Origin of the sequence: Actinophytocola sp., from assembly GCF_050699935.1 — a bacterium.
Lineage (GTDB): Bacteria > Actinomycetota > Actinomycetes > Mycobacteriales > Pseudonocardiaceae > Actinophytocola.
The window spans coordinates 1-5,118 of sequence record NZ_JBOHGB010000255.1; the positions used below are offsets into that span (position 1 = coordinate 1).

Genomic DNA, 5,118 nt, shown 5'->3' on the forward strand with positions numbered 1-5,118 from the left:
CCGCGGATCTGGGCGACGCCGGCGTGCCGCTGGCCGACGCGCCGCTGTCCAACGTGGCCGCCGCGCGGGTGGCCCAGGCCGACGCCGCCGCCGCGTACGTCGCCACCACCACGCACACCAGCGCCGGGCAGGTCCATCGGTGACATACAGGCAGTTGGAGCCGCCGGGCGAGCTGGCCGACGGGGGGCTCCGGGTCGTCGCGCTGGGTGGGATCGGCGAGGTCGGCCGCAACATGACCGTCTTCGAGTACGCCGGCCGGCTGCTGATCGTGGACTGCGGCGTGCTGTTCCCCGAGGACCAGCAGCCCGGCGTGGATCTGATCCTGCCGGACTTCCGGGCCATTGAGCCGCGGCTGGACGAGATCGACGCGGTCGTGCTGACCCACGGGCACGAGGACCACATCGGCGCCGTGCCGTTCCTGTTGCGGCAGCGGCCGGACGTGCCGGTGGTCGGGTCCCGGTTCACGCTCGCGCTGGTGGCCGCGAAGTGCCGTGAGCACCGGCTCACACCGACGCTCGTCGAGGTCGCCGAGGGCGGCCGGCTCGCGTTCGGCGCCTTCGACTGTGAGTTCTTCGCGGTCAACCACTCCATCCCGGACGCCCTCGCGGTGGCCATCCGCACGCCGGCCGGGCTCGTGCTGCACACCGGCGACATCAAGCTCGACCAGCTGCCGCTGGACGGGCGGCTGACCGACATCGCCGCCTTCTCCCGGCTCGGCGACGAGGGCGTGGACCTGTTCCTCGTCGACTCGACGAACGCCGAGGTGCCCGGGTTCGTGATGGCCGAGCGGGAGATCGGCCCGGTGCTCGACGGTGTCATCGCGCGGGCGGACCAGCGGGTGATCGTGGCGTGCTTCGCGAGCCACGTGCACCGCGTGCAGCAGGTGCTCGACGTGGCGGCGGCGCACGGCCGGCGGGTCGCGATGGTCGGCAGGTCGATGGTGCGCAACATGGGGATCGCCACCGAGCTGGGCCTGCTGCGGGTGCCCGAGGGCCTGCTCGTCGAACTCGACGAGGCGATGGAGCTGCCCGAGCACAAGGTGCTGTTCGTGTCGACCGGCTCGCAGGGGGAGCCGCTCTCCGCGCTGTCCCGGATGGCCCGCGGCGAGCACCGGCAGATCCGTGTGCGGCCCGGCGACACGGTGGTGCTGGCGAGCTCGCTGATCCCGGGCAACGAGACGGCGGTGTTCGGCGTCGTCAACGGCCTGGTGCGGCTCGGTGCTTCCGTTGTGCACCAAGGGAACGCGAACGTGCACGTGTCCGGGCACGCGTCGGCGGGGGAGCTGCTGTTCCTCTACAACGCGGTGCGGCCGTCGAACGTGATGCCCGTGCACGGCGAGTGGCGCCACCTGCGGGCGAACGCGGCGCTGGCGATGGCGACCGGGGTGCCGGCGCGGAACGTGGTGGTGGCCGAGGACGGTGTGGTGGTGGACCTGGTCGACGGCCGCGCGCGGATCAGCGGCCGCGTCGAGATCGGGCACGTGTACGTGGACGGCCTGTCGGTCGGCGATGTGGGCGAGTCGACGCTGTCCGACCGGCTGATCCTGGGTGAGGGCGGCTTCATCGCGATCACGGTGGCGGTCGACTCCGTGTCCGGGCGCGCGCTCGGTCCGCCGACGATCTCCGGACGGGGCTTCTCGGACGACCCCAAGGCGCTGGACGAGGTCGTGCAGCTCGTGGAGCAGGAGCTGTCGCACACGGAGTCGGAGGGCATCACCGACACGCACCGCATCGCGCAGGCCGTACGCCGCGTGGTGGGCCGCTGGGTGGCCGACACCTACCGCCGCCGCCCGATGATCGTCCCGACCGTCATCCCCCTCTGACTCCAGCTGATCTGACTCCGGCTGACGTCAGCTCCGGGCCAGTGCGGCGATCAGGACCGCGCAGCCGACCGTCAGGATCTGGCGGAGCAGGGCTCGTCGGGCCTTGCGCTGTTCGCGCCGGGTGGGGTTCATGGCTCACCTACCGGGGGTGGGGGGATGCCTCCGATATCGCTGTCCAGTCCGGTTGCGTGACGGGCGCGCGCGAGGCGAGCTGGACCACCGTCGCGCCGGAGAGCAGGACCGCCGCGCCCACCAGCTGGGCCACGGTCAGCGCCTGGCCCAGCAGCAGCCACGCCATCGCGGTCGCCACGACCGGCTCGAGCAGCGCCAGCACGCTGACCACGTTGGCCGGCAGGTCCCGCAGCGCGCTGATCGACAGCAGGTACGCGAGGGCCGTCGACACCACCGCGCACGCCGCCAGCAGCAACCACACCGGAGCGTGCCACCCGCCGAAGTCCGCGCCAGCCCCGAACAGCTCGAACGGCAGCGACCACGGCGGTGCCACCACGAAGATCGCCACCGCGCCCACGACCATGCCCCAGGTGACCAGGCCCAGCGGCTCGAGCGTGCTCACCCCGTGCTCGCCGATGAGGAAGTACGCCGCCGAGCACAGGGCCGCGCCGATGCCGGCCAGCATGCCGAGCGCGTCGAGCGTGCCCAGCCCCGCCCAGACCTGCGCGACCATCGCGAGCCCGACGAGCGCGAGCACCGTGCCCACCCACATCCGGGCCGGCAGCACCGTGCGCCGCACGAACCGCACCCACAGCGCCACCAGGATCGGCGAGGTGAACTCCAGCAGCAGGGCGATCCCGATCGGGATCCGGCTCACCGCGACGAAGTACAACACCTGCACGGCGGCCACCCCGGCCAGCCCGTAGCCGGCCAGGAGCCGCAGGTCCGCCCGGCGGACCCGGAGCAGTGCGGGCCGCCACACCGCGACGACGGCCAGCAGCACGAGTGCGGCGAGCCCGATCCGCACGCTCGCCACCTGCAGCGGGCTCAGCCCGGCGTCCATCGCCGGCTTGGCCAGCGGGCCGGACGTGCCGAAGGAGAGCGACGCGAACACCACCAGCACGGTGCCGCGCCCGGTGTGAGCGGACGTGGCACGCGTAACCTGCGTCGTGGTTTGAGCGGTCACACCATCGACGCTACTGGATGTGCCAGCCGCGTCGCGATCGAAAAACGCCGGGCGGCGCGGCCCACCAGTCAGGCATCTGCCGTGGAGTGGCTTTGCCCGATTGGCCGCTCGGCACTCCGTCGATGACTCGGCCGTTGATTGAGAATGGCGACCCGGTCGCTGCGTAGGGATGGGCCGGGGTAGACATCGGCAAGGGACACCACCACGTCGTGGTGATCGATGCCGATGGCGCCCGGATGCTGTCGCGCAGGGTGGCCAACGACGAGATGGTGTTGCTGTCGGCGAGGTCACGGCGTTGGCTGACGAGGTGCGCTGGGCAGTCGACGTCAGCACTGGTGGTGCGGCATTGCTCCTGGCCTTGTTGGTCGCCCACGGCCAGGGGGTGTCCTACCTGTCCGGCAACCAGGTCAACCGTGCCGCTGACGGGTACCGGGGCGAGGGTAAGACTGACGCGAAAGACGCCGCGATCATCGCCGACCAGGTCCGGATGCGCCGGGACCTGTTCCCGTTGCGCGTCGGCGACGAGCTGATCGTGGAGCTGCGGATGCTGGTTGCCCGCCGCCGTGACCTCGCTGGTGATCGGGTCTGCCTGGTCAACCGGCTGCACGACCAACTGCTGGGTATCAGCCCGGCCCTGGAACGCGCCTTGGACCTGACCAACCGCGGCCCCTTGGTCCTGCTCACCCACGTCCAGACACCGACCGCGATCCGCCAACTCGGCGCGGCCGGGCTCGAAGAATGGCTGCGGTCGCACCAGGTTCGCAGCGCCACCGCGTTGGCCACCACAGTCGTGGCAGCGGCTGACTCCCAGCACATCACCCTGCCCGGCCAACACCTGGCCGCGCAGCTGGTCGCGGAGACGGTCGCGGAGATGGCGCAGGGGGTGATCTCCCTCGATGAGCAGCTCAAGCAGACCGACACGCTCATCGAGGGCCGGTTTCGCCGTCACCGACACGCCGCCGTCCTGCTGAGCATGCCCGGCATCGGGGTGCTGCTCGGTGCCGAGGTCCTGGCCGCCATCGGCGGCGACATGACCGCGTTCGCCTCCGCCGACCACCTGGCCGGCTACGCCGGCCTGGCTCCGGCACCCCGCGCCTCCGGCCGGGTCAGCGGCAACCTGCACCGTCCCCGCCGTTACCACCGCGGCCTGCAACGAGCCCTCTACACCTCGGCCCTGGTCAGCATCCGCTGCAACGACCAGTCGCGAATCTTCTACGACCGCAAAAGGTCCGAGGGCAAACGGCACACCCAGGCCGTCCTCGCCCTGGCACGCCGCCGCGTCAACGTCCGGTGGCACTGCTGCGTGACAACCGCCGCTACACACTGACTCCGCCGCTCATGGCGACCGCTGCATGACGTTCTCATCTTGACAACTTCATTGAGAATCCGGCGGCGTCGGTCGCCACGGGCTGGTGCTGTCGGTCGGCCGGGTCGGGTCGTGGAAGTGCGGCAGGTTCGGCTCGTCGGCGCGCAGCGGCGCCAGCTGGTCGGTGATCGCCCGCATGATGCGCTCGTGCGCGCGCATCGCGTCGCCCGGCTTGCCCGACGTCAGGTCCGACAGGTCGACGATTGGTCCGAAGTGGACTTTGAACACCGGCCGGTCGCGGACCGCGCGCAGCCACGACCTGGCTCCCGGCGCCAGGTCCCGCCAGTGCTCGACCCGCTCGGTGCCCCAGTGCACCGCCTCGTGCGCGCCCCACTGGCTGATCGTCATCACCGGCACCTTCGCCGCGAGCGCCATTCGTGCGACACCGGTCTTGCCGCGCTCCGGCCACAGGCCCGGCTCGCGGCTGACCCGGCCCTCCGGGTACACGAGCACCGGACCGGACGCCGACCCCAGCGCCGTCGTGGCCCGGTCGAACGCCTCGATCACGTTGCTCTTGCCGCGATCCACCCGGATGCTGCCGCCCTGCTTGAGCCCCCAGCCGACCACCGGCGCGTCGAGCAGTCCACCGGTCAGCATGAACCGCGGGTTCACCCCGCCCTCGCGCAGCGCGGCGGTCAGCACGAACGGGTCGAACATGCCGATGTGGTTCGCCGCGATCAGGCTGGGCCCGTCGCGGAACTCGGGCGGGATCGTGCCGGTGATCTCCATTCTGCCGGCCAGTCGGACGAAACCGCGGTCCAGGAACGTCATCGCCTGCCAGATCGGCGAGAC

General features: G+C 71.5%; 3 protein-coding genes and 1 pseudogene. 2 read left to right on the plus strand and 2 right to left on the minus strand.

The window, feature by feature from the left end:
- Positions 1-139 precede the first annotated feature (139 nt).
- Positions 140-1,822 (plus strand): ribonuclease J, encoded by a 1,683-nt coding sequence (locus ACRDTB_RS37235; protein ID WP_431436965.1) that lies wholly within the window; start codon positions 140-142, stop codon positions 1,820-1,822.
- Between the two features lie 139 nt (positions 1,823-1,961).
- Here ACRDTB_RS37235 and ACRDTB_RS37240 read toward each other — a convergent pair whose 3' ends face one another.
- Positions 1,962-2,960, minus strand: coding sequence for an EamA family transporter (locus ACRDTB_RS37240; protein ID WP_431436966.1), 999 nt, complete (start codon positions 2,958-2,960; stop codon positions 1,962-1,964).
- A 185-nt stretch (positions 2,961-3,145) separates the two neighbouring features.
- On the opposite strand from ACRDTB_RS37240, the pseudogene ACRDTB_RS37245 reads away from it, so the two are divergent.
- Positions 3,146-4,316 (plus strand): annotated as a pseudogene (locus ACRDTB_RS37245) (IS110 family transposase).
- A 19-nt stretch (positions 4,317-4,335) separates the two neighbouring features.
- Here the strand turns inward: ACRDTB_RS37245 and ACRDTB_RS37250 are convergent.
- Complete coding sequence (locus ACRDTB_RS37250) at positions 4,336-5,109, minus strand: lysophospholipid acyltransferase family protein (protein ID WP_431436967.1); 774 nt, start codon at positions 5,107-5,109, stop codon at positions 4,336-4,338.
- Positions 5,110-5,118 lie beyond the last annotated feature (9 nt).